We start from the raw sequence: 22613 nt of genomic DNA, 5'->3' as shown, positions 1-22613 counted from the left end.
TTTACCAATACCCAAAATGACCTTACATTTTGAGTATGAAGCCAGCCGCTATGACTCTAATTGTGTGCATAATGATTATGTACAGCAGCATGGTGATTTCCCGATTAACTTTCCGAAGGATATTGTGTTGACGAAGCAGTAGATTAAAGTTAGCCTAAATTATTAACCGTAAGATTTAAATTTTACGGTTTTTATATCGATAAATCATCCCAAAATAGGAAATAGAAACGGTGCACATCTTTTTCGAAAAAATAAAATAACTAAATGTTATTAAGCTTTCAAATTTTGAGACAGCTTCATTAAACCTAAGTAATCATAAATCTACGAAGGAACTTTCTCCTCTAAAACATCGTTTTCATTTTTATCAAAATAAGTACACGTCATTTTATTTAAATCCATCCTCCAGCCTTCTACTCCATTTTCTGCACAGTCTTCACAGAAAGTCATGTAATCTGTTCCTCCTTGCTGGTGAAGTTTTAATCTTGTTTTAAACTGTTCAAGATTTAGATTTTCAGAAATTTTTAAAGCTTCATATTTAGCTCCTGTTTCAGAAAAATTGTTTTCAGTATCAAAATATTTTGTGTTTCCATCTGCAACAAGTGCTTTGTAATGAGATACTCCAAGATTTTTTATTGTCTGAATATATTTTGGAAAATCTGCACCACTTTTTACTTTTTGGTGTTCTGCTTTGATTTCATCAATTGTAAATTTCATTTTGTTTGTTTTTTATTTGTTTTTAACGCAAAGGGCACAAAGTTTTTTTTTATGTTTGAAAATATTTTTCGTTCGCAAAGGCGTTTCACTCAGCAAGGACAAATATTTTATTAATTAAATTTCTGATCGATTTTGTGAGCAAATATATTTTAAAATTAAAACCGACAAAATACTCTGCCGGTTATTTATAACTATTAATTCTTATTCAAAAATGAATATTAAGGATGTTGCTGCATTTTTACCGGATCGTCGTAATTTACCATCCAATTGATGTCGAATTTATCGGTAAACATTCCGAAATAAGCGCCCCAAAAAGTATCTTCCATTGCCATTGTTACTTTTCCTCCTTCAGAAAGTCCGTTGAACAATTTGTCAGCTTCTTCTTTTGAATTTGTATTAATAGAAACTGAAATATTATTTCCAATTTTTAGACTTGAAGCCCATTCTCCGCCTGTATCGCTTCCCATCAAAATTGTTTCTTTTGAAATCGGAAGAGAAACGTGCATAATTTTGTTTTTGTCTTCTTCAGACATTTCCATTCCTTCTTGCGGTGGCATTTCGCCAAAAGTTCCGATGTACGGATATTCGCCACCAAAAACCGATTTGTAAAAATCAAAAGCTTCTCTGCAGTTGCCATTGAATGTAAGATAAACATTTACTGTTGCCATATTATATAGTTTAGTTTGAATTAGATGTTAGATGTTAGATGTTAGATGTAAAGTTACTAGATTTCGGCAAATGCATTTTTTATTATACATTACTTATTACCCATAATTATCTGTGTTGGTCGATAAGAATCATATTTCCATCAGGGTCTTTGAGGAAAATATGTTCTGGTCCGGTTGTAGATTCATCTGCTGATTTTTCTAATTCGATTCCACTTTCTTTGAGTTTTTTCTGAATTTCCCTTACGTCATCAAAAGATTCCAGGTTTTGCGCATTTTCATCCCACCCCGGATTGAAAGTCATCATATTCCCGTCAAACATTGCCTGAAAAAGACCGATTAAAGTGCTTCCATTTTTCATGATGAGATAATTACTCTCCATATTTCCGCCCATTGAACTGAAGCCTAATTTTTCGTAAAACTCTTTCGATTTTGTCAAATCTTTCACACTTAAACTCAGTGAAAAAACGCCTAATTTCATACTATTGTTATGTATTTATTTTTGAACTCACGCAAATTTTGATGACTTATCAGATTTAAAACACCAAAATCAATCAGCGTAATTTTTCAAAATCTGTGAGAAAAATTATTTTTTGTTTAAAGCCAATTTATATCCAACTAAAACCAATCCCCAAACCAAAATTCCTAGAGCCCAAAACCAAGCTGGTGTAGGCAAAACTGACATATTGTAAATCGTAAAGCAAAGGAAAATAACACCACAAATTATCGCTGAATTTGGCTTCTCGCTTCTAGAAACTTTTGTAGCAATAAATCCTGAAACCAGAGCTCCCAAAGCATACCCAACAATAACCATGAATTTTCCTAAAAATGGAAGAGTTTCAATATAATTTTTAAAACCTTCCATATTATCTGGTTTCATTCCTTTAGGAAAAGGATACAATAGATGATTAAGAGTTTCAACTCCCCAAATACAGATCGATCCGGCAATAATTCCGGCAAAAACCGCAAGTATATTTCTTAACATGATTATTGATTTTTTAAGTTGGTTTTAAAGTCTAAAGTTTTATCATAACTCACCCAATTTCCTGTTAATTCGATGTTTTCGCTTTCAATTTTTTCTGAAGTTTTATTCCATTTAAAAGTATAAACAAACTTCCCTTTGAAAATTCCGGAATGCTTTCCTTTATTCTCTTCTACCAATTCATAATCACCATAAACCACTCCTTTTTTCTTAGAATCTTTGTATTTGGTGATTTTAAGCTTCCCTTCAAATTTCGAATAATTATTTTCTACGACAGAATATCCTGAAACGAAATATTCCTGATCGTTTTTCTTATCCTGCTCGGAAATTTCTATTTTAAGCTTAATGGTTTCTTTGTCATTTCCAATCGTTCCTGCATAAGGTTTTGAATTATTCAACCATGCATTAGAAATATTTGGCATTTGTGAAAAAGCAAAATTCGAAATGAGAATAAAAAGTAATAAAAGTTTTTTCATTGTGTATTATTTAAATATAACTTTAGAAATATCATTATGGGAAAAATTGCTAAACCAAACTTCAGATTCTTTTCCGCTTTCTAAATTTGTCCAAATTCCTTTAAATGTCGTGTTAGAATGATTACCTCTGTCATTAGGATTTTTCATTGTTTGAATCCTGAATTTGCCTTTCATAAAACCATCATCAACATCGGGCTGAGTTCCCTTTAATTCAAAATCACCAAATACCAACATTTCATTTGGACGGTCTTTTACATTAAAAACATAATTGAAAGTTAATTTTCCTGAGCACGTTAATTTTTTCCCATTTAATGTATAAATCCCTTTTACAAAATAGTTTTCCGGTTTTTTGGAATCTCGGGAAATATTCACAAATTTAACGTCTATACTTCCTTCATCGATTTTACCGTCAAAACCTAAATCTGCGTTACTGATTATCTTACTGAAATCTTCATTTTTCAAAGGAAAATCATTCGACTGTGCAGAAAAATTAAAAAACGGAAACAGTAAAAAGAAAAATAATATTTTAGTCATTCTAAACTCCAAACTGACTCAAATGATGATTTAAATGTTTTGCAAACATATTGTTCCATTCGTGAGATTTTAATTTTCCAAAAGAAAACGACTCTTTACCGTCAAAAGCCTGAGAGCCTAATTGTTGCGTTTTTTGAATATAGCCAATTAATCTTTTCTTTTCCTCTTCAAAATTTTTTCTTTCTTTAATTAAAAACTGAGGAGCAGTAGGAGAATCGTGCGGATAAGCTTTTTCACTTACCACTTTTGGTTTTACAAAATTTTTCAGGATAAATTTGGCAATCGACCCTGGTTTTTTGTGTTTTTCGGGTTCATATACCATTTCATAAGATACACAACAGTGTGCCAACATCTGGTCAACCGTCATTCTGCCCCATAAACCATGAGTTTCTTCTACAAGATTATTTATTCTATTGATATAATTCTGAGCATCTTTTGCGTCAAATACGTTTTCCATTTTAGTTTAAATCTTTGTAAACAAATATAATATTATTTCGGATGATTTAAAAATAGTTTTTTTGATCTCCAATTGTGAATTATTGAATTACTATTGCTTCAATTTATAACAAAAAACTCCTCACAAAATATGTGAGGAGCAGATTATTTTAAAGTTAATTTACACTTATTTCTGAACTGCTTTTTTCATCGCAGCATCGGGACGTAAAATTCTGTAACGAACTTCCAAATCTTTAGGCACATAAAAAACCATTGGTAATTTACTGTTGTATCTCACAATTTCGGGTTGTAGAGAAACAAATTTCTTTGTCTTTTTCTGATCCGGACAAGCCATTAAAGTTCCGCCCGTTTCACCGTTGGATTCTACTTCGTAATAGTTATAACCCCAACCCTGCAAATCTTGGGTAGTAACTTTTCCCATTAAAAAATGTTTGTTACAATCGAGTAATTTTTCAACCCCTACAAAAAATTCTACTTTCAAGTCATTTTCATTTTTTACAACCGGCAATTGAATATAAACCTGCTTAAATCCTTCTTTAGCTTTTGGGAACATATCAATCTGAAGTTTTTCAAATTTTTCTGTTTTCTTTTGAGCTGAAATATTTCCAATAAAAAATATCATTAAAAAGGCAGATATAGCTTTTAAAAATTTCATAATTAATGTATTTAAAAATTATCAATTCCTTAACTCAAAAATTATTCCATAATTTCTACATTGCTACCTTTTGTATGAGCATTCATCTGCGGTGCATAATAGTTTTGGATTGTGGTAATTCCGTTGGAGAATTTTCCGGATACATTGGCTACGTAATCGTATTCAAAAACATATTTTCCTTTCGGCATATATTGAATATAGAAATTGGTAGATGCATCTTTTGCCGATTGGTAATATCCTAAATTATTCTTCCATTGATAACCAGAAAGTACATCTAAAGGCTCAAATCCTGCAGCTCGCATATCTTTGATGTGAATAAATTCCATTGCACGATCTGTGTTTAAAATCATTCTTACGGTAACTTTATCCCCTACTTTTAAAGGAGTTTCAGAAGAAATTTTCTGTAATTCTTCCCCATTTACCGTTTTTATTTTTTTGTATAATTCTTTAGTAACCGAAATATAATTCTCAGAAGATTTTATCTTATCTAAATTCTCATAATATTGCCAGAATAATCCACCCTGAACAATTCCTGCGCCAGGTTTTGTAACAGTAACTGTTGCTAAGTTTTTATCTAAATTATCCGTTTTGACTGTAGATTTCACATAACCTGTTGCCTGAATTTGCGGTTTCAATTCTTTTCCACCCCAAATTATTGTTGCTTTGTCGCTTTCTGCTGAAGTCCAGGATTTTCCTGAATTTAAAATGGTAAAAATCACTTCTGATGTTCCTCTTGAACTTCCCCAAGAATTAACTTCTTTCTGTGTAATCAACCAGATTTTCATGTCTTCAATGAATTTCTGATCGTTTGGCTTTAATTTATTGAAAGCCTCCAAAGCTCCTGCATGATTCACCACTTTTGAACTAAACCAGCCCCAATCATCAAGATTCTGTTTCCAATAAACACCTTGAGTTTTGGAGTCTACAGAAGTTTCTTTTAAATAGTTCAATAATTTATCTGAAACATCTTTCAAACCATAATCATTCATCAACAAAGCAGCTCTGTGCAACCCAAAAAAAGTAAAATCTGTAATTTTTGCCGTCTTTACTTTTTGTTTTACCAAAGATTTCAAAGTTGCACCATTTCCTTTTAACGGATATTGTTTTTCCCAATAATTGCGGGTATCAAGATAATCAAGCGTCCAGTTGGTCCAAATATTTTTTTCTTTAATATCTGAATATTTATTGATCTCATTGTCTACATATTGAACCAACTTCGCCACCAATTCTTTTTGTTCTGAAGACTGATAATCTTTTACATTGTCTTTTAACCAAACATTTATTTTCCCTAAGTTTTTAAGAATATAGAGCGAAGTTCCATAAGAACTCGGATAACCTTGATACCAAGAAAAGCCACCATCTGGATTTTGGAGTTTTTTGAAATCATCCCAATCCTGATTAATCGAATTTTTCATTGTATTAGTATCAAAAAGCAATGCTAATTTTGCCATCTGTTCCTCTTCGTTTTTACTTTCCAAAACCCATGGAGTTTCTTCCAATAATAATTGTTTCAGTTCCTGATTTTTTTCAAGATTTGAATTTAGTATTCCTGCATCCTGATATTGTTCGAAGATTGTTTTAATCTTCGGATTTGCTTTAAAAATTTCCGAAGCCAAAACATCGGCAAACCATTTATTAAAAATCACATCAGCCGAATTATTCTGGTCATTTTTCAGACTTGGAAGCGCAAACATAATTTCCCAAATCGGGTTCGTCGTCAGCTCCAAAGTATTTAAAACATTTGACAGGGTTGTTGAATTGGTATTTTTAAGGTTTTCTAAAACAAAAGTTTTCGTTTCACCCTCTTTTACAAAAATTGGCAAAGCGTCTGTAACCAGCATTCTGTTTGGAAGAATGGCAATTGCTTTTTGTTCGCCGTCAGAATATTGACCGGCTTTTGCAACCACTTTCAGAATGATTGATGAAACGTTATTCGGAACTTTTACTTTCCAAGTTAACGCTGAATTTCCGTTTTCGTCTATTGAAAAAGATTGTTCTTTATTATAACCGGAAACTGCAGTCAATGTGCTCAATCCGAATTTATCTGAAATATCTTCGTTGGTGAAAGCATCAAGAATCTGCAGTTGTGCAGAACCACTTAACTTTTTGCTTGTTAAATTGGATAATTTAGATTGAAGATTCAACTCATCACCTTCTCTCAAAAATCTTGGATAATTTGGTGTAACTGAAAATTCTTTCTGCGTCACCACTTCTTTTTCCAATGTTGCTGCTCTTGCGTCTTTTGTGTGAGCTAAGAACATTAATTTCCATTTTGTCAAAGCTTCGGGAGAAGTAAATTCGAAACTTACGTTTCCTTCAGAATCGGTTTTTAAATCTGGATAAAAAAAGGCTGTTTCGTTTAAATTTTGACGGACTGGGATTTTATTTAATTCCTGTTCAAATAAAGCAGCAGGATCGATAACATCGGTATATTCTTTCATTTCCTCTTTCGTTACTTGCCTTCCAGAAGCAATAATATCAATTGCTGCATCATTAACCATAACTTCTTTTCTCATTCTTGGAAAACTTTGTGGTGCAGGTGAATAAGCTGCTGTTTTTATTCCTTTCTCTGCAATTACTCCGGCAGCTTTTCCTTGTATTAATTTATCAATACTATAATAATCAAACCAATTAAACTGAGGAATTTCCACATATTTTCCATTAAAATCTTCCATTCTAATATGGAAATATTTTTGTTCAAGATTTTCATTAATTAAATATGAAGTTACTATCGAATATGGACTGTATAAATTCTGCCAATCAAAAATATTTACAGCAAACTTATCCAAAGACATATCATACATATTCGCTAAAATCTCTGCATTAACTTTCTCTTTTTCATTTCCTAAAACTTTAATTAACCATTTTTCCTTAGAATTTGGCTCTATTTTATCCCTGAAGGTAACGGTTTCAATTTTTAAAGTTTCTTCTGAGTTTTTGATTTTTAAATTAACTGTTTCAGTCTGAACATCATTAAACGCAACCAACTGAAACTGAATATTCAAACTATTTACATTTTTATCTTTTGGAACTTCAAGTTCATATTCTAAAACTCCATTTTTAAACTGTTGAGTTTCAGAAATTGTTTTTCCTAAACCGTTTTGCACAAAAATATTCACCATAGCATTCGGAACTGATGAATAAGCATAAATTTTAGCTTTTTCACCTCTCAAAACCTCATCTTTCGGACCTAAAACTGAAAGGAAAGTTTTCTGATTATTTTGTAATGCCTTTTTATCCCAAACTTTGAAATTTTGTGTAGATTTTATCGTGTCTTTACCCTCAATATTGTATAATTCCAGTTTGTAATCTCCGGAATCAAGCTTTCCAAGATCTAAAGATTCTGCGTTTAGTTTTTCTCCATTCAGAATGACAGATGATATTTTCCAATTTTCTAACTGATCATTTTTATCATATAAATCATGTGGAAATCTGCTGATAAATTCTTCTTTTGACAGCTTCGGTAAATTTTGAACTTCATCTTTAAAATTATCTCTGAAAATTCTTTGCGGAGCTTCCAGTTTTGATAATTTCACCTGATATGATTTTTTAAGATTTTGTTCGTTGTAATTTTTAGTTTCAACTTTCAATTTCACATTTTCCCCTGCAAAAATATTATTGAGATTATCCGTTTTGATGTAATGAGAAACCGACGACACTTTTAAATCTGTATTTGCAGTCTGTGTTTCACCATTAATATCGGTAACCGAAGCATTGATTTGATAATTATCAATTTGAATTCCTTCTAATTTATCATCTTTTTTCAGGTCTAATTTTATAGTGAATTCACCTTTTTCATTGGTTTTTGCTTCACCAAGAATCGAGTTTTCATTTTCGTGATTATTCGGATACCATGGAAAATATCTCCAGCGAATATTCTGTTTTCTGATTTCATAATTCACATTGGTATTGCTCAAAGCAACACCCGAAAACATCATTGCTTTACCTTTTAACTCAATGATTTGACCATATTTATATTCATCTTTTACAGGCTCAAAAGTCACTTCAAATTTCGGACGTTTGTATTCTTCTACATTTAAATTTTTATAACCATCCGTTCCACCATCTGTTGAAAGAGTGAAATTTCCGTTCAATTTTCCTTTTGGCAAAATAAAACTTCCGTGATAAGAACCAAACTCATTAGATGTAAAATTCTGAACAGAAACTTCCTGATTATTGGCATCTTTTAATGTGATTTTTTGTTTTAAACCCGAAGCAATTCCCTCAATTTCTTTATCAATTTTTGTATTGACAACCTTAAAATAAACAGTTTGTCCAGGTCTGTAAATTGCTCTGTCTGTGAAAATTTGAGCTTTAGTTCTGGTTTGTTTATTGGGATTGTACTCTTCCCGATTGTTGTAGCCATACATTTGCATGATTTGGAAATCATTAGTTTTCGGCTGTTGCACTAAAATGGTTCGGTAATATTCTTTATTTTCGGTTGCAGGAAGTTTAAAAATACCTTTATCATCTGTTTTTCCTTCAATTTTATTTAAAGTTTCATTCTGAAGAAATTCATAAAATGAAAGATTTTCATTAAGAACAGGTTTTCCGTTTTCCGAACTGACTAATTTTAGCTCATTTAAAAGCTGATTTTTTTCACTTTTATTATGGTAAATAATCTTATGATTTGATACTAAAAAATAAAAATTCTGACCGTTGTTTTCATCACTTTTCACGCCGGTAACTTGGTATTCTGCAACATAAATTCCAGAAGAAAGCGGCTTTATTTCTAATGAAGTTTTGTGAAGCAGATAATCTTTAGGATCATTTAATTGAAAAACTTCTTTTCTGACCAAAGTCTTCTTTACTTTCGAAAAAGTATTGTTATAAGAATTCTTTGAATATTGCATAAACGACAACCAATTATCTTTCACTTCATAAATATTCACAGAAAATTCGGTCACATTTTTAAATTCTGCAACCAAATGAATGGGTAAATTTGGCTGAGTTTGCTCTTCATACTTAATACTTAAAAAAGGATTTACAATCTGATTTTCCTTGTTTTTAATATTATAAATAAAAGGAGATTTTGGATATTGACTTTTTATAGAATTGGCAAATTGAATGGCTTCCTTTTCTTTATTTTTTAAAATCAATTCATTTATTATTTCTTCTGCAATCAAAACCTTGTAATCCCCTTCAATATTTGATTTCATTAAACTTTGAAGTTGCTCCAATTTGTCTTTGCATGAATTGAAATTACAGTCTTCAGATAATTTCTGGTGCATAAAATACAGTTTTGAATTCCCGCTGTTTTGAGCAATTAATTCATCAAAAATTGTATTGATAGAATTTCTGTTTTCCGCTAATTCATTTTTTGTAAACAAACCATTATCAGACAGAAAACTTACTTTTTTCAGCGAATACCAATCTAGCAAACTTGGGAAATAACTGGTATTTTCTGAGTTCGAAAAAACGTCTTTATATTTTGCCAAAGCAACTTTTTTCATTGCCTGATTCTGCTGATCTAATTCTTTGAAATTTTTATTCAAATAATTTTTAAAATCAAGTTTGCTCCACGTCTCAATTTGCACAACATCTTGAGAATTAATATTTGTTCTTCCATCAATTTCCCATGAATGATTATTGTAATAATCCATCAAAAAACCGGAAAGCAAAACTTTATAAACCAACTGGTCATCACCTTTCAATTGTTTTTCTGCAGATTGAAGTTTTATAAAAAACCTGGATTCAGAATCATTCTTTTCATCATCGGTTGTCTGATTCACTAAACTGAATTCTGCTCTTAGAGAACGAATCAATTGAAGTGCATTATTTTCTTTCATAGCTTGTTTTTGAATTTCTAAAACAATGGGAAGATTTGATTTATACGTTCCTTTTTTGGAATTTTCTTGTACTTTACCCCATTGTGTATCGTAATATTTCTGAGCAAAAACCTCTGAAAAATTGGATAGAAATAGGATGAGGAACAAAATCTTGGAAAATCTTAGCATAAGTGTTATTTTTGATAAATGAATTTCTTAAAAGTACTGAAAAAATCTGTCATAGACAGCCAACTTTACGTATCCTTAATGGGGACACTTTTTGCAGTATTTTTCATGCTTGAGCAAAACACATTCCGTTTTCCGACGGTTTTTCTCATCTTCATAACGTATTTCAGCGGTTATCTGTATACAAAATATCAAAAAACAAAATATTTCTATCGAATATTGATTCTGAATTTCTTTGCAGGGCTCATTTCAGCAGCTTTAATTATTTTCAATCATAATGAAATACGGTTATTAAAATGGTTTATCATTGTGGTTTTGGGTTTACTCTATAACAGTTTTTTTCTGGAAACATACATCCGGAAAATTCCTTTTCTGAAAGTTTTTTATGTTGGTTTAGTTTGGGCACTAATGAATTGCTGGTTAACATTACCCGAGTTTGACTTACCTATTTTTTTAATCAGTTTTTTCTTTATCACAGCATTGGTTTTACCGTTCGACATCCGTGATATGAAAAGTGATACCGTTCAAACATTTCCAAAATTAATTGGCGTACAAGACACAAAATATCTTGCTTATTCATTGGTATTCATAGCATGTATTTTATCTATTTTTAATTTAAAACTAGAGTTTGCGTTAAGCTTTTTCTTGACCTCAATCTTCACCTTCATCTTCATTTATTTCTCAGAAAACAAAAGACAAGATGTATATTTTTCTTTCGGGGTTGAAACTTGTTCGGCATTACCTTTTTTATTTTCACTAATAATGAAGTATTTTTGACAAATGATTATTAAGAGGCTTTCTTTATACAATTTCAAAAATCATTCAGAAAAAAAGTTTGAATTTTCACCACAAATCAACTGTTTTGTAGGAAATAACGGCGTTGGGAAAACGAATATTCTCGATGCATTGCATTATCTTTCTGTTGGGAAAAGTTTTTTAGGAAACACAGACCTTAACAACATCAAACAAGAAGAAGATTTTTTCACCATCGATGCTGAAATCCAAAATGAAGATAGTGAAGATACTTTGAAAATTTCTCAGCCAAAAGAAGCAAAAAAAATCATTAAAAAAAACGATAAAAGCTACGATAGAATGGCTGATCACATTGGTTATTTGCCAAGCGTGATGATTTCTCCTTATGATTCTAATTTGATTTCAGATTCCGGAGAAAGCCGTAGAAAATTTTTAGATTCGATGATTTCTCAGACCGATTCTAGCTATCTCTATGATTTGATTCAATATCAGAAAACGATTCAGCAGCGAAATGCTTTATTGAAATATTTTGCCAAAAACAGAGTTTGGGATAAAGATTCTTTGGAAATTTATAATGATCCAATCACGAAATCCGGAACTAAAATTTTTGAAAAAAGAAGAGAATTTGTAGCAAAATTAAATCCTATAGTTCAGAACTTTTATCAGATTATTTCGGGAGGAAAAGAAAGTGTTTCTGTTATTTATGAATCTCATTTATTAGAGGAAACATTTGAAAACTTACTTTTGCAAAGTTTAGAACGTGACAGAATGTTAACTTACACTTCAAAAGGAATACACAAAGATGATCTTCTTTTTGAAATGGATTCTGTTTTAATTAAGAAAATCGGTTCACAAGGACAGCAAAAATCATTTTTGATTTCACTGAAATTAGCTCAAATGAGTTTGATAAAAGAACTGACAAATAAAACACCAATTCTTTTATTGGATGATATTTTTGATAAATTAGATGACTCCAGAGTTTCTCAATTAATTGAATTGGTTAATCAGGAAAATTTCGGACAGATTTTTATTACTGATACGCATCGGGAACGTACTGAAAATGTTGTGAGAAGAATAAACGAGGAAAGTGTTATTTTTGAAATTTAAGGCTATGAAACGAAATAAAAAACGAGAATTTCAATCCTCAGAATTAGTAAAATCTTTTGCCAGAATTCATGGTTTTGAGCATAAACTTATTGCTTTTGAAATCAAAGATTTTCTAGAAGATTATCTTGATGAAAGCCTTTTTCAGGAGATTATTAGTGTAAATTTAGATAACAAAATCATTCAGATCAGAATCAAATCACCTTTGCTGAAAAATGATTTTAATATGAGAAAGAGCTTTTATTTAAAAAAGTTTCAGGATAAATTTGGAGAAGAAAAATTTAATGATCTTCAGATTTTGTAGGAATTGAATTCTGTACTAAGTTATTAGATTTCAAATCAAAAGTAGATTGTAGAGGAAGGAAAAACTTCAAAGGATTTCTTAAAAAATATCTGAAAATTGCACGGTAAATTTCTCTTACTTCACCGAAATTCATTTTTCTCGAACGGAAAGCCAAAAACATCGACAAACTGAAACTCACCAAAAAGTTGAAGAATCCGATAACAAAAACGGTGATAAATGATGTCCAAAATATTGAAGAACCAACCGTAAAATCTTTTCCATACAAACCAATTGCAAAATTTCCGGCAGCAAAAGTGATGTGACGAATATCTAAATCGAGCCCGAAAAACAAGCCGATTGGCGCTGTTGCTCCCAAAAAAACTCCAAACCAAAAATTAGAAATAATTCCTGCCCAGTTTTTAGCATAATATTTTGAAAGACCTTTCGCAAAATGAGCTCCAAATAATCTTCTTATCGGAATATTTTTAGCAATCCGATCCGGAATTTGATAAAAAACAGAATTATTACCGATATTTCCTGAAATAATTCCTGAAATAAAAAGATAAAAACCGGCAATACATGCATGAAGAATTGCTTTAGATTTAAAAGGATCTAAATCTTTCAACAACTTATCAGATTTTTCAACGGCTAAATTTTGAGAGAAAAAAACATCCAAACCATAAATTATCAGCAAAGCAATCGGAAATGAAAGCAAAACATTTCCCACAAATGCAATAAACTGACTACGGAATAATTTTGAAACCAAATCAGCAAATTCGGTGTAGTTACTTTTCGTATTTTCCTGTTCAGACAAAACCTTCGTCATCGTTGCAGCCGTCATTGCAGGCTGTTTTGTTGCCAAAGTAAATCCCATCAGGTAAATCATTACAAATCCCATTGCATAATTTAACGAGTATAAAAATGCGTGAAAAAAGTCGCTTCCGGGCATAAAACCGTACAACATTTTCAAGACACATAATGCTCCAACAATAATTCCTCCACCGCTCGCTTTGTAGAACATTTTCATGTACTGTTTTCGGCTTGAAGTGATGTAATGGCTTCCTGTTTCGGCAGTGTGATTCGTAATTAAATGTGAAATTAATCTCGTACTGTCGTTGATGAGATCGGAAATATTATTTTTGTGAGATTTATAATTTAGAATGTTAAAAATCAATTGTTTAGACTTAATAATTACATCCTCATGTTGATCAATAATTAAAAGATTTACAATCTCAGAAATTCGCTGTGTTTGTTGACGGATTTTAAGAAGTGACTGATTAATCTTCCCGGAAATCCCGTATTTTGAAGAGTTTTTAAAGGCAATATTTACAAAATCCTGACATTGTTCGGCATAAATTTTAATCTGTTTATATCGACTGTCTTTGGAATTTAGTTGAATTTCAGGATTTATTTTAAAATCTTCTGCTAAAGCTTCCAGCTCATTTTGTAGCGCTAAAAATGGGTTATCAAAATTTCTGTATTCAGGAGCCATCCTCACAACATCCACTTCCAAAGCCATTCCGGTAACACGCCACGAAAGAATATTCATTGAAAAAATAAGTTCATTTTTCACTTTTGGTTTCAAAATAAAATCTGAAACTCCTAAAACATTCATCAACTCACTGAGTTCATTTTCGGGAAGATTGTGAAGATATTCGAGATCTTTTTTAGTACTAAAACTTATGTTGTCAATAAGATACCAAACCGTATTTTCGTGTTCAACGGGTGGTAAAATTTTATTTAAAATCCTTTTTTTAAGCTCTGGAAAGAAGGCATTTTCAGAAAGAATATTGGCCTCCGTCAAAGAAAGATTAAAAGGTCTATCCGAAAAAATATTGTAGAGATAATGTCTGAAATTATCCGCAGAATTCTGATTTGTTTGAAGAAACTCAAGAATATTTTTAAAATCTGTTTTTTTTATTGCCTCTAAAAACTCGGTCAAAGGTTCGAGCGAAGTGGTTTCATTCTTAAAAGAAAAATATTTTTTAAGAACAGATTCGAAATTTTTTGTACTTGAACTCAGCAGTTTCATTGGTGCAAAGATACTATTTCAAACTCACATTCCTCATTTGTCTCATAATCCAGTTATGTTTCTTTCTTAAATATGCTGAAGGATTTTTAGGATCATACTTTTTCGGATTTGGTAAAACCGCTGCAATCCACGCTGCCTCGGAAGTATTTAAATCTTTTGAAGATTTTCCAAAATAATACTGCGAAGCCGCTTCAATGCCGAAAACTCCCTGTCCCATCTCGATGGAATTTAAATATCTTTCGAGAATAATATCTTTAGACCAAACTTTTTCGATAATGAAAGTATAAACTGCTTCAAGTCCTTTTCTGACCCAACTTCTACCCTGCCAAAGAAAAATATTTTTTGCAGTTTGCTGGGAAATCGTACTTCCACCTCTTATTTTTTTTCCTTTTTCATTATTTTTCATGGCTTTTTCGATTGCCGTATAATCGAAACCATTATGATTAAAAAACTTTTGATCTTCAGAAGCAATCACCGCTTTTTTCACATTACTTCCCATTTCATCGTAAGAAATATAGTCACGTTGTAATCTTCCATATTCAAAAAGTCCACCGATTTGAGTAATCGTGATGGGCGGATTGAAGAATCTTCCCCAAATAATGAAGACTACGTTCAGAATCAGAACTATAAAAATAAACTGTTTTATTTTTTTCCACATAAGCTAAAAACTTGGGGCAAAAATATAAAAATACTGCGAGTTAATGCAATTCATTCATATAAGTAAGTTGATAATTTGGCAAAAGTTCGGGATGAAAAATCTTGATATAATCTTTTAAAACCAAGTCTGAGCGCACTACTCCGCTTTCAAAAAAATCATTGGCTTTCTGTCTCTCTTTTCCTGAAACTCCGTAAATTTTTCCTTTGTTAAACACTTCTAATTTCCCATAAAAAGGATTGATGCTCAACATTTCTTTTTTCGAAATATGATTTCCCGCATTTATCCAGAATTGAATATTTTTTGATTTTGCAAAAACTTCTTCAAAGCTCATTGTAACAGCTTTTTCTTCTGTATTTTCTTTTAAAATATAATTAGCATTCGCGTCGGCAACGTAATTGGCTGTAAAAGTTTTCCCACCCGGCAAATACCATACATCGCCGTACATTTCATTAGCTAAAACATTTGGTCTTGAAGTTGATTTTAAAGCTAAACTTTTCAAATCGTTATAATTTTTTTGAATTTCATCAAATTTTGTTTGAGCTTCTTTTTCTTTGCCTAAAAGTTTTCCAAATAATTTAATGTAAGAAGTCTTTACCATTGGACTTTGCTCCATGTATTCATCCAAAAAAATCACCTGAATATTATTGTTTTTTAAAAGCTGGTAAGTATTATCGAAACTTGCAATGTAATTGGTGAAAATCGCATCTGGTTTCATTGAAATAATTTTTTCGACATCATATTTTTGTTCATTCCCTACATTTTGAATTTTCCCTGATTTTATTAAGCTATGAATTTTTTCAGAATAAATATACTCTGGACTTGCAATTCCAATAACCAAATTTTCTGCATTAAGCTCGGAAACATAGCCCATCAAACTTGCATTTAAAAGGATAATTTTAGAAAACGGAACTTTATTTTTCTCAAAACTATACGTGAAATTTCCTGATTTTACATCTAATTTCCCACCATCATCTTTAAATTGTACTCTTTCAGATATCTTTTCCCATTCTGAAGATGATATTTTTTGTTCTCTTTTACAGTTGATTAGAAATAAAAATGCGATTAACAGTAAAAATTTTGCTTTCATCTTTCAAAGAAAGCAAAAAAGTATTATATTTGCAAACCAATAAAAAAGGCCTCGTGGCGCAACTGAATAGCGCATCTGATTACGGCTCAGAAGGTTACAGGTTTGAATCCTGTCGAGGTCACAAATAGCCAAATGGCGCCAACTAAAGACAGTTGGCGCTATTTTTTATCGGTACTATATACTTCTATGTACCAACAGGAAGTTCCTTCACTATTTTCATGAAAATTATAGTTATTCTTAATTAGAAGAGAATTTTTAAAATATCATCTATTTGGTACAAGAAACTATATAATATTGCTTATAAAAATTTAAGAAAGGTATTTCTATGGTCTTCAGATTGACTTACAATTGACTTAGAATCAAATTAATATTTAAAGACTTAAACCCAGATGAGGCAAGTTTTATAGAATAGTATTCTACAAATTACACTATCAAACATATTTTTTTAAAAATTTCAAACTTTCTAATGCCAGTTCTTCCGCATCATAAGGTGATTTTTGCCAAAGTGAAACCATCTGCTGCATTCCCGAAATTGAGGATGAAAAATTTTCCAAGACAAGATTTCCTTCAAAATTAGTTTCAATTAAAGCTTTGAAAAGTTCTTCCCAATTGACAGTTCCTTCGCCTAACATTCCGCGGTGAGATTCTGTGATATGAACGTGTTTCAGTTTTTTTCCGGCAAGAATGATTGGATCATAAAAATTATTTTCCTCAATGTTCATGTGAAATGTATCTAAATGAAGAAACAAATTATTTTTGTCTGTCTTTTTGATTAAATCCAACACATTTTCAGCCGTATTACAGACATAAGATTCATAACGGTTTATAGGTTCGATTCCAATATTGACGCCTTTTTCTTGAGCATAATCCGCAACTTTGCTCCAAACTTCGACGATAATTTCAGCTTCATTTTCAGTTAAAGGATTTCCAGAGAAAACTCCGATTCCGCCGTGAAGGACACCGCCTAAAAAATCAGTTTCTATTTCTGAGGTTTTATCAATTGCCTTTTTTATTAATTTTTCTGCAACGTCGGGATAAAAAGCGATATGTGCTTCTTTGGGAAGATTCAATGAGCAGACAACATCCAGATTATTGTCTTTCAACTGTTGTTTTACTTCTTTTGAATTGAATTCCATTGAAGCTGGTAAAAGAATTTCAATCAAATCAAAACCTGCTTCCGTTGTTTTTTCAATCGCATATTTTCCAGCTTCGGGAGTCCAGTTGGGTGTAATCCAAGATAGCAGTGAAGCTCCAAATTTTACTTTCATTTTTTTACTTTTAAATTTTAATTAGAAAATCCACCATTCTGTTCTCACGCCAAAATAAGTCCCAAATCTTTTAGAGCCAGATTGTTGTAAAAATGGAGAATAAAAACTGTTCATTGCCTGATCATTATATCTTGAAACTTCTGCAATGAAACGGATATGTGGCCTTGCCCAGACACTTCTTTCCGCAGTCGGGACGATGGTTGGTGCCAGAACCAATTTTGTCATCGAAGCTGAATTCTGATTGCCGTCTTTCCTTGATGCAAAATGCAATTCTGAGAGAATGTGAAACCAATTATTAAAGTAATAGGTCGCTCTAACACCAGTATTAAACTCCGATTTCTTATTAAAGATTTCACGCTCATAATAATCTATGGCTTTATTATCACTATTTGCTCCGCCTTTACTCATTGTGAAAACTGCATATGCATTGGCCGACCATTTATTGGAAAGATTTAACAAAATATGTTCGACTGCGGTCAAAGAATAAGCGCCTTTATAGGTTTTGGTAATCTCGTTGGGAGCACCATAAGTTCGCCAAGTTTGAGTATTTCCGCTGTCACCTCCGTTGGCAATTCCGCTTCCGTATCTTACTGATATTTGATTGAAAGAGCCTGTGATTTTTGTTTTTAAATTGGTATTGAGTTTCGCTCCCAAAACCCAACCATTATCGGATTTATATTGCTCCATCGAGTTTTTACCCGACTTTTCTAAACTATGAAATTCTGCCAAAAGTTTCAGTTTGTGAATATTATTTTTGAATGGAATTGTTTGTTCTAAAACCAAAACCTCACGTTGCCTGTAGATCAGATTTTTACTTCCACTGATCACATTTGTGTAAGAATATGGTGTCGAATTACTTGCTGCGGTATCAATTGCTGCCGGAAAAAACATAGAGAATCTGGTATTTTTATGCCTCACACCCCAGCCGGTTGCAGAATGATCATCGAAGTAAAAATAATCTGCAATGTGAACGTCATCGTATCTCAGCCAACGCGAACCTGCCCAAACATCCCAATCGCTTCCCATAATATTTCTGGCTTCTACAAAAGCTTCCGGCAAGGCAATGATCATTCCCTGGTTTGATTTTGAATCTACATTTCCCAAGAAAGTTCCACCGGAATAGAAGCTCAATCTCGCCTGCATATCGATTTTTGTCGTTTTCACACTGTCACCATTGACGACTGGAGTGAAATGAAAAGCTGGTAAAAAATCCACATAATCGCTCTGATCCATTCTTCCTCCAAGTGAACCTTGATTATTAAGATTCAGTTGTCTTCCGGTTTTCCCATCTGCATTTGGAGAATATCCGGCGCCAATTCTGCCCGTCGTTCCGAAAGAAAAATCCTTATTCGTGATTACAATTTGTGCGTAGGAAACCTGGCTAATGATCAATATAAACCAAAAGCTGTATTTAAAAACGTTGAAGTTCTTCATCTTATTTAAATGTCTTTGGCTTGTAGAATTTCAAAGCAAACAATAGAATTACAGCATAACAAACAATTGGAAGAAGATAAGCGTGAGCAATATCTTTCTCAGCAATTTTTCCCATCAAAGGAGGAAATACCGCACCTCCAAACATCGCCATCACAAGGAAAGAAGATGCCTGCGGAACTCTATTGCCCAATCGCTTCAATCCAAGGCTGAAAATGGTGGGGTACATAACACTTAGGAATAGATTCAATAATATTAAACTGATGAAAGATGCCCAACCGAAACTTTGCGAAATAATCAAACATAATACAATATTACAAATTGTGAAAACCGCAAGAAGTTTATTCGGAGCGATGAATTTCATCAAAAATGTTCCTACAAAACGTCCGATCATCATCATCGCCATACTAAGGGAAAAATAGTAGGAAGCCTCAATTTCCGGAAGATTCATTTTCTCAACACCATAATTGATAAAATAGGCCCAGGTTCCGCCTTGTGCAGCGATATTGAAAAATTGTGCGATCACTGCAAATATAAAATGTCGTTGTTTCCAAAGTGGTGCGTGAGGATCTGATATTGAAGCCTCTACTCCATTTTCGTTCTCAGAGATTTGAATATCTTCTGCGTGGGGATCCTTCAAACTTGGAACTTTAATAAAAGAAAAAATAATAGTGATAGTCAAGATCACAACGCCAATCCAAGTGTAAAGATCTTTGACGGAATCCAATGAATTATCATCCAGACCAGACTTTCCGAAGATAAAATAGCCTCCCAAAAGCGGACCGATAATCGCTCCCAAACCATTGAAAGACTGAGCGAAATTCACTCTTTGATCACTCGTTTTTTCATTTCCTAAAGCTGCAACAAAAGGATGTGCAACAGTTTCCAAAGTCGCCATTCCCATTGCCAATACAAAAAGTGCAATTCTGAAAAAGTCAAATGACATTTGGTTTGCTGCCGGAATGAAAAGAAATGAACCCAACGCAAACAATGACAATCCCAGGATAACACCCATTTTGTAACCAAATTTCTTCATAAACAAACCCGCCGGAATTCCCATCAGTGCATAAGCTCCAAAAATTGAAAGCTGTACTAATCCAGATTTTGATTTGGAGATATTCAAAACATTCTGGAAATGTTTGTTCAGAACGTCGCCCATCGTCAAAGCGATTGCCCAAAAGAAAAATAGTGAAATCACAAATGCCAATATGACATAATATTTCTTTTCTGTAAATTTTGCAGTATTCATAGTGTTGATTTTAAATAGTTTGACCGTAATGCTCTTCACGGAAAGATTTGAATTCTTCGTAAGTATAATCTGGGCAAGCACCTGATTTTGAAGTAATAAAAGCACCAAGGGAAACAGCCTGTTTCATAATTTCTTCAGGTGATTTCCCCTGAATTCTTTTCGATAAAAAGCCGGCTAGAAAAGAGTCACCGCTTCCTACTGTATCGTTAATTTCTATCGAAACTGCCGAGAAATTGTAACTTTTATCTCCCACAAAATATCTTGCACCTTTGCTTCCTTTTGTAAGAACGATCTCATTCAGGTCAAAATGTTTTTGAATATGCCTGATGCTGTAATCTTCATCAATGTAATCTTCGCCAAGACATTCTATTATGGTTCTCAATTCCGCTTTGTTCATCTTTACGAGATTAGCTTTCTGAAGTAAAATTTTAATCAAATCAAAATCAATGAAAGGCGGACGGAAATTGACGTCAAAAACTCTGAATTTGGAAAGTTCTATCAATTTTAAAAGTGTATTTTTGGATACCTCGTTTCTGGCACTCAGACTTCCAAAAACAAAAGCTTCGGAATTCTGAATTAAGTCTTTTTGTTCCTGTGTAATTTTGATATGATCCCAGGCCACATTCTCTACAATATCATAATGTGCTTCTCCGTGTTCGTCGAAATTAGCAATGACAGTTCCTGTTGCTTTTTCATTATCAATCTGGATAAAATCTGTTGAGATGTTCCAGTTTTTGATTTGATTCAGAAGTTCATTTCCCAATTTATCATTCCCGACTTTACTGATCATCTGAACTTCTACTCCCATTTTGTCAAGATTGTAAGCCACATTGAACGGTGCACCACCGGCTCGTGATGCGGTAGGAAAAATATCCCAGAGAACTTCTCCGAAACATACGGCATAAGATTTATTATTATCCATAATTTGATTAAACGTTTAAGTAAATTGGTAAAAAAATTATTTTATTGAATTTTTAATGATTAATTCTCCTGACAGCGTTACTTTTTTTGCTGTAGAACTGTATTGGTTAATTTGATTATCAAGCAATTTAATAGCTTCATCTGCCATTTCTTCCAATGGCTGTTTTACAAAAGTGATTTCTGAAGGAAATAATTTGTAGGCTTCAGTCTCATCAAAAGCAAGTACAGAAACCTGTTCAGGCACTTTGATATTATTTTTCACAAGATAAGCCAGACCGGCAACAGCAAGTTTATTACTCGAGAAATATAAAGCGGTATTCTTTGGATTTTCACCTAAAGACAGTTTAAGTTGAAACTGAATTTCTTCCGTGATATTTTCCAGACCCACAGCTATATATTTTACTTTAACTATCTTTCCTGACTCTACAATGCCAGTTTTAAATCCAGCCTTTCTGTCTAAAAGGTGAGGCAATTGCGTATCATAACCTAAATAGATCATCTCATCAAAATCCTTTTCCAACAGATAAGAGGTTGTACTTTCCGCAATCTCTCTGTTATTCAATATCACCCCAGGAACATTGATACCTTTAAGATATCTGTCGATTGTGACCAAAGGATAGTTTTTATCTAATAACTTCTGCAGGATAAGTTCCGAACCGGCGACTGGAGCAACAATCATCCCATCAACCTGTTGTTGGGAAAACAGGTCAATCAGTTTTTCAAACTTCTCTGCATTTTCATCAGAACTTCCGATAATCAAAGTGTAACCCAGCTTTAAAGCCCTGTCTTCCAGACTTCTGGCAATACTGGAATAAAAATCATTGGAAATATCTGCTACAATCAGCCCTAATAATTTACTTTTATTATTCTGAAGACTTCGGGCAATCTTATTTGGAGTATAGTTAATCGTTTCAGCTATTTCAAAAATTTTTTTCTTTGTATCCTCGCTGATTCTCTGTCCTTCTTTTCGGTTCAGAACATACGAAACGGTTGCAACGGAAACTCCGGCAATTCTGGCAATGTCTTTAATGGATGCTCGTTTCATTGTTCTGATTTACAATGCAAAGTATTTAATAATAAATTAAAAAAACAAGAGTTGATTTTTTTTCGTCATTTCAGAAAAAAGTGTAATTTGGCAAATTTTTCTATAAACAAGAAATCATATATAACCCACACACAATCAATACATTAAAAATTAATTTAAATTCAGACATTAATTTATCTTTAATAATTACTATTCTAATATTAAATTTTGGTTAATCGTTTAATCTAAATCTTTAAAAAAAATTTTTTCAAAAGCTTATCTCTGTGAAAAACAACGCCAATAGATTTATTGACGTTGTTTTGATTTGATATTTAAATTTTAAGCTAATAAAAACTGATTGATATTT

Annotated in this window: 19 protein-coding genes and 1 tRNA gene; 3 read left to right on the top strand and 17 right to left on the bottom strand. The window is 32.3% G+C overall.

Features of this window, described 5'->3' with window-relative positions; genetic code table 11:
• Nucleotides 1–321: 321 nt before the first annotated feature.
• The 9 genes from OF897_RS08415 to OF897_RS08375 all read right to left on the bottom strand — a co-directional run bounded on the left by OF897_RS08415 (nt 322) and on the right by OF897_RS08375 (nt 10439).
• A complete protein-coding gene (locus tag OF897_RS08415) occupies nt 322–714 on the bottom strand; it encodes a DUF1398 domain-containing protein (protein ID WP_267265249.1) in 393 nt (130 codons plus the stop codon).
• 218 nt (nt 715–932) lie between these two features.
• Nucleotides 933–1382 (bottom strand): VOC family protein, encoded by a 450-nt coding sequence (locus tag OF897_RS08410; RefSeq protein WP_267265248.1) that lies wholly within the window; start codon nt 1380–1382, stop codon nt 933–935.
• A 106-nt stretch (nt 1383–1488) separates the two neighbouring features.
• On the bottom strand, nt 1489–1860 hold the full coding sequence (locus OF897_RS08405) for a VOC family protein (protein ID WP_267265247.1): 372 nt from the start codon (nt 1858–1860) through the stop codon (nt 1489–1491).
• Nucleotides 1861–1965: 105 nt separating this feature from the next.
• Nucleotides 1966–2364, bottom strand: coding sequence for a hypothetical protein (locus tag OF897_RS08400; RefSeq protein ID WP_267265246.1), 399 nt, complete (start codon nt 2362–2364; stop codon nt 1966–1968).
• A gap of 2 nt (nt 2365–2366) precedes the next feature.
• Nucleotides 2367–2837, bottom strand: a complete 471-nt coding sequence (locus tag OF897_RS08395) for a hypothetical protein (RefSeq protein ID WP_267265245.1) — start codon at nt 2835–2837, stop codon at nt 2367–2369.
• 6 nt (nt 2838–2843) lie between these two features.
• Entirely contained in the window at nt 2844–3371 is a 528-nt protein-coding gene (locus tag OF897_RS08390; RefSeq protein WP_267265244.1) for a hypothetical protein, read from the bottom strand.
• 1 nt (nt 3372) lies between these two features.
• Nucleotides 3373–3828, bottom strand: coding sequence for a DUF1569 domain-containing protein (locus tag OF897_RS08385; protein WP_267265243.1), 456 nt, complete (start codon nt 3826–3828; stop codon nt 3373–3375).
• A gap of 165 nt (nt 3829–3993) precedes the next feature.
• A complete protein-coding gene (gene eco, locus OF897_RS08380) occupies nt 3994–4482 on the bottom strand; it encodes a serine protease inhibitor ecotin (protein WP_267265242.1) in 489 nt (162 codons plus the stop codon).
• A gap of 41 nt (nt 4483–4523) precedes the next feature.
• The gene (locus OF897_RS08375) at nt 4524–10439 is read right to left on the bottom strand and encodes an alpha-2-macroglobulin family protein (protein WP_267265241.1); all 5916 of its coding nucleotides are present in this window, start codon (nt 10437–10439) and stop codon (nt 4524–4526) included.
• A gap of 777 nt (nt 10440–11216) precedes the next feature.
• Between OF897_RS08375 and recF the strand changes: the two genes are divergently transcribed.
• Both recF and OF897_RS08365 read left to right on the top strand, forming a co-directional pair.
• Nucleotides 11217–12296 (top strand): DNA replication/repair protein RecF, encoded by a 1080-nt coding sequence (recF, locus tag OF897_RS08370; protein ID WP_267265240.1) that lies wholly within the window; start codon nt 11217–11219, stop codon nt 12294–12296.
• A gap of 4 nt (nt 12297–12300) precedes the next feature.
• Entirely contained in the window at nt 12301–12597 is a 297-nt protein-coding gene (locus tag OF897_RS08365) for a hypothetical protein (RefSeq protein WP_267265239.1), read from the top strand.
• On the opposite strand, the gene OF897_RS08360 is transcribed toward OF897_RS08365, so the two are convergent.
• The 3 genes from OF897_RS08360 to OF897_RS08350 are packed head-to-tail and all read right to left on the bottom strand — an operon-like array spanning nt 12575 to nt 16353.
• Nucleotides 12575–14608 (bottom strand): recombinase, encoded by a 2034-nt coding sequence (locus tag OF897_RS08360; RefSeq protein ID WP_267265238.1) that lies wholly within the window; start codon nt 14606–14608, stop codon nt 12575–12577. The two genes, OF897_RS08365 and OF897_RS08360, sit on opposite strands and share 23 nt — an antisense overlap.
• A gap of 13 nt (nt 14609–14621) precedes the next feature.
• The gene (mtgA, locus tag OF897_RS08355) at nt 14622–15266 is read right to left on the bottom strand and encodes a monofunctional biosynthetic peptidoglycan transglycosylase (protein WP_267265237.1); all 645 of its coding nucleotides are present in this window, start codon (nt 15264–15266) and stop codon (nt 14622–14624) included.
• A 40-nt stretch (nt 15267–15306) separates the two neighbouring features.
• Nucleotides 15307–16353 (bottom strand): ABC transporter substrate-binding protein, encoded by a 1047-nt coding sequence (locus OF897_RS08350; RefSeq protein WP_267265236.1) that lies wholly within the window; start codon nt 16351–16353, stop codon nt 15307–15309.
• A 47-nt stretch (nt 16354–16400) separates the two neighbouring features.
• On the opposite strand from OF897_RS08350, the gene OF897_RS08345 reads away from it, so the two are divergent.
• Nucleotides 16401–16474: transfer RNA gene (locus OF897_RS08345), tRNA-Arg, on the top strand.
• Nucleotides 16475–16784: 310 nt separating this feature from the next.
• Here OF897_RS08345 and OF897_RS08340 read toward each other — a convergent pair.
• The 5 genes from OF897_RS08340 to OF897_RS08320 are packed head-to-tail and all read right to left on the bottom strand — an operon-like array spanning nt 16785 to nt 22267.
• On the bottom strand, nt 16785–17621 hold the full coding sequence (locus tag OF897_RS08340; RefSeq protein WP_267265235.1) for a sugar phosphate isomerase/epimerase family protein: 837 nt from the start codon (nt 17619–17621) through the stop codon (nt 16785–16787).
• A gap of 21 nt (nt 17622–17642) precedes the next feature.
• The gene (locus OF897_RS08335) at nt 17643–19055 is read right to left on the bottom strand and encodes a carbohydrate porin (protein WP_267265234.1); all 1413 of its coding nucleotides are present in this window, start codon (nt 19053–19055) and stop codon (nt 17643–17645) included.
• 1 nt (nt 19056) lies between these two features.
• Nucleotides 19057–20301 carry an L-fucose:H+ symporter permease gene (gene fucP, locus OF897_RS08330; protein ID WP_267265233.1) on the bottom strand — a complete coding sequence of 415 codons (1245 nt, stop codon included), beginning with the start codon at nt 20299–20301 and terminating at the stop codon, nt 19057–19059.
• Nucleotides 20302–20311: 10 nt separating this feature from the next.
• On the bottom strand, nt 20312–21223 hold the full coding sequence (locus tag OF897_RS08325) for a carbohydrate kinase family protein (protein WP_267265232.1): 912 nt from the start codon (nt 21221–21223) through the stop codon (nt 20312–20314).
• 36 nt (nt 21224–21259) lie between these two features.
• Nucleotides 21260–22267 (bottom strand): LacI family DNA-binding transcriptional regulator, encoded by a 1008-nt coding sequence (locus OF897_RS08320; protein WP_267265231.1) that lies wholly within the window; start codon nt 22265–22267, stop codon nt 21260–21262.
• Nucleotides 22268–22613 lie beyond the last annotated feature (346 nt).

Origin of the sequence: Chryseobacterium formosum, assembly GCF_026460885.1 — a bacterium.
Taxonomy (GTDB): domain Bacteria; phylum Bacteroidota; class Bacteroidia; order Flavobacteriales; family Weeksellaceae; genus Chryseobacterium; species Chryseobacterium formosus.
This window is presented reverse-complemented; position numbering and strand designations above follow the sequence as displayed.

Excerpts from the sequence above, each read along its gene's own strand:
- OF897_RS08405 (WP_267265247.1), bottom strand. The coding sequence starts at position 1,860 with ATGAAATTAGGCGTTTTTTCACTGAGTTTAAGTGTGAAAGATTTGACA.
- OF897_RS08415 (WP_267265249.1), bottom strand. The coding sequence starts at position 714 with ATGAAATTTACAATTGATGAAATCAAAGCAGAACACCAAAAAGTAAAA.
- OF897_RS08395 (WP_267265245.1), bottom strand. The coding sequence starts at position 2,837 with ATGAAAAAACTTTTATTACTTTTTATTCTCATTTCGAATTTTGCTTTT.
- OF897_RS08385 (WP_267265243.1), bottom strand. The coding sequence starts at position 3,828 with ATGGAAAACGTATTTGACGCAAAAGATGCTCAGAATTATATCAATAGA.
- recF (WP_267265240.1), top strand. The coding sequence starts at position 11,217 with ATGATTATTAAGAGGCTTTCTTTATACAATTTCAAAAATCATTCAGAA.
- OF897_RS08365 (WP_267265239.1), top strand. The coding sequence starts at position 12,301 with ATGAAACGAAATAAAAAACGAGAATTTCAATCCTCAGAATTAGTAAAA.
- mtgA (WP_267265237.1), bottom strand. The coding sequence starts at position 15,266 with ATGTGGAAAAAAATAAAACAGTTTATTTTTATAGTTCTGATTCTGAAC.
- eco (WP_267265242.1), bottom strand. The coding sequence starts at position 4,482 with ATGAAATTTTTAAAAGCTATATCTGCCTTTTTAATGATATTTTTTATT.
- OF897_RS08335 (WP_267265234.1), bottom strand. The coding sequence starts at position 19,055 with ATGAAGAACTTCAACGTTTTTAAATACAGCTTTTGGTTTATATTGATC.
- OF897_RS08320 (WP_267265231.1), bottom strand. The coding sequence starts at position 22,267 with ATGAAACGAGCATCCATTAAAGACATTGCCAGAATTGCCGGAGTTTCC.
- OF897_RS08410 (WP_267265248.1), bottom strand. The coding sequence starts at position 1,382 with ATGGCAACAGTAAATGTTTATCTTACATTCAATGGCAACTGCAGAGAA.
- OF897_RS08400 (WP_267265246.1), bottom strand. The coding sequence starts at position 2,364 with ATGTTAAGAAATATACTTGCGGTTTTTGCCGGAATTATTGCCGGATCG.
- fucP (WP_267265233.1), bottom strand. The coding sequence starts at position 20,301 with ATGAATACTGCAAAATTTACAGAAAAGAAATATTATGTCATATTGGCA.
- OF897_RS08340 (WP_267265235.1), bottom strand. The coding sequence starts at position 17,621 with ATGAAAGTAAAATTTGGAGCTTCACTGCTATCTTGGATTACACCCAAC.
- OF897_RS08350 (WP_267265236.1), bottom strand. The coding sequence starts at position 16,353 with ATGAAAGCAAAATTTTTACTGTTAATCGCATTTTTATTTCTAATCAAC.
- OF897_RS08325 (WP_267265232.1), bottom strand. The coding sequence starts at position 21,223 with ATGGATAATAATAAATCTTATGCCGTATGTTTCGGAGAAGTTCTCTGG.
- OF897_RS08375 (WP_267265241.1), bottom strand. The coding sequence starts at position 10,439 with ATGCTAAGATTTTCCAAGATTTTGTTCCTCATCCTATTTCTATCCAAT.
- OF897_RS08390 (WP_267265244.1), bottom strand. The coding sequence starts at position 3,371 with ATGACTAAAATATTATTTTTCTTTTTACTGTTTCCGTTTTTTAATTTT.
- OF897_RS08360 (WP_267265238.1), bottom strand. The coding sequence starts at position 14,608 with ATGAAACTGCTGAGTTCAAGTACAAAAAATTTCGAATCTGTTCTTAAA.